The sequence below is a fragment of the Frankia sp. CoWAU3 genome, assembly GCF_977971855.1.
In genome coordinates this window covers 2255-3559 of the sequence record NZ_CDWWXB010000308.1, presented here as the reverse complement: position 1 = coordinate 3559, position 1305 = coordinate 2255, and the positions used below count along the sequence as shown (strand labels likewise).

The window sequence follows — 1305 nt, the reverse complement described above, 5'->3', positions numbered from 1 at the left end:
CCAGTCAACATCCCACCGGTTCACCGAACACTTACATGTAGGAGAACTGGGCGTCCCGGTCCGGATGACGCGCGCCCTCGGTCGTGCGCGAGGTCCCCTGCAGGCTGAACCCCTCGCCACGCAGCAACGCGCCGACCGTGTCCGCACCCACCGGATGCCCACCGGCGGTGAGCTGCTCGGCCAGCCGCCGAGTCGACTTCACCGTCCACCGCAACGGCGACTCAGGATCCCCCCGCTGATCAGGCTCGACCAGCGCCACCAACTCCGGGTCCTTCTCCCGCAGCGTCTTACGGCCCGCGCCCGGCCCGCGCCCGGCGCGCGCACCCGGCCCATCGGGGCCGCGTCCGATTCCAACTCGGCCACCCCGCGTGAGACCGTATCCGCCGACACCCCAGCCGCCCTGGCCACCAGCCGGATCCCACCATGCCCGCACGCCCGCGCATTCGCGCCCAGCACCAGCCGGCGCTGCCGCTCGTCCAGATGCGGCAACAACACGGTGAACTTCTCCGCGAGCGCCGCCTCGTTGATCTTCACCACGGCGCCGAGCGTCCCACGATCTCCCACGTAGATCAAACACCGGAGTTATTCTCCGGCGGCTCCCTGCCGCCCCGTGACCGTCTCACTCCAATCCGCCGGCCGCCCCACTCGCACACGTAAACATTCACGTAGATTCGTGATCTTGCGGTGAGTGGCTGGTGTTGGAGCTGGGTGTGGATGTTGTTTGCCGTTCTGGTGTGTCGTGCGTGGTGGCGTGGTCGGGGCGTGGTGGCGTGGCCGGGTGCCGCCGGAGGAGATGTCGCGTGAGGAGCTGGTTGCTCTCGTGGTGGCGCAGGCGGGGCTGATCGAACAGCTGCGGGCCGGGATCGCCGAGCGGAGGAGCGACTGGCTGGGCAGGAACGTCGGGTCGAGGAGCTGGCGGCGGAGGTTGACCGGTTGAGGCGGGCGGGCTCGCGGAACTCGGGGAACTCGTCGTTGCCGTCGTCGTCGGACGGGGTGCTGCCGGGCCGGGTGGGGCCGAACCGGGCTGAGCGCCGTGCCGCTGGGGGCGGGAAGAAGAAACGTGGTAAGCAGCCGGGCGCGGACGGGTGGACGCTGGCCTGGCGGGAGGACCCGGACCGGGTCGAGGCGTATTTTCCGGTCGGGGTGTGTGACTGTGGGGTGTCGCTGGCCGGGTCGAGGCCGGCGGGGGTCGCGCGCTTGCACCAGTCCCACGATGTCGAACCGGCCCGGGTCGACCGTGACCCGGCATGATCTCTACCGGGTCGTGTGCGGCTGCGGGCGCCGCCACGTGGCCGCCCGGCCCGG

Annotated in this window: 2 protein-coding genes and 1 pseudogene; 2 read left to right on the top strand and 1 reads right to left on the bottom strand. The window is 70.9% G+C overall.

Going from position 1 to position 1305, the window contains the following annotated elements; translation table 11 throughout:
• Nucleotides 1-34 precede the first annotated feature (34 nt).
• Nucleotides 35-537 (bottom strand): annotated as a pseudogene (locus AC08ON_RS17680) (ISAzo13-like element transposase-related protein); the annotation flags it as partial.
• A 184-nt stretch (nt 538-721) separates the two neighbouring features.
• Between AC08ON_RS17680 and AC08ON_RS17675 the strand changes: the two are divergent.
• Together AC08ON_RS17675 and AC08ON_RS17670 are read left to right on the top strand one after the other, a co-directional pair.
• Nucleotides 722-937 (top strand): hypothetical protein, encoded by a 216-nt coding sequence (locus tag AC08ON_RS17675; protein ID WP_476617398.1) that lies wholly within the window; start codon nt 722-724, stop codon nt 935-937.
• Nucleotides 934-1251 carry a hypothetical protein gene (locus AC08ON_RS17670; RefSeq protein WP_476617397.1) on the top strand — a complete coding sequence of 106 codons (318 nt, stop codon included), beginning with the start codon at nt 934-936 and terminating at the stop codon, nt 1249-1251. The genes AC08ON_RS17675 and AC08ON_RS17670 overlap by 4 nt, the downstream gene beginning before the upstream one ends.
• The last annotated feature ends 54 nt before the right edge of the window (nt 1252-1305 follow it).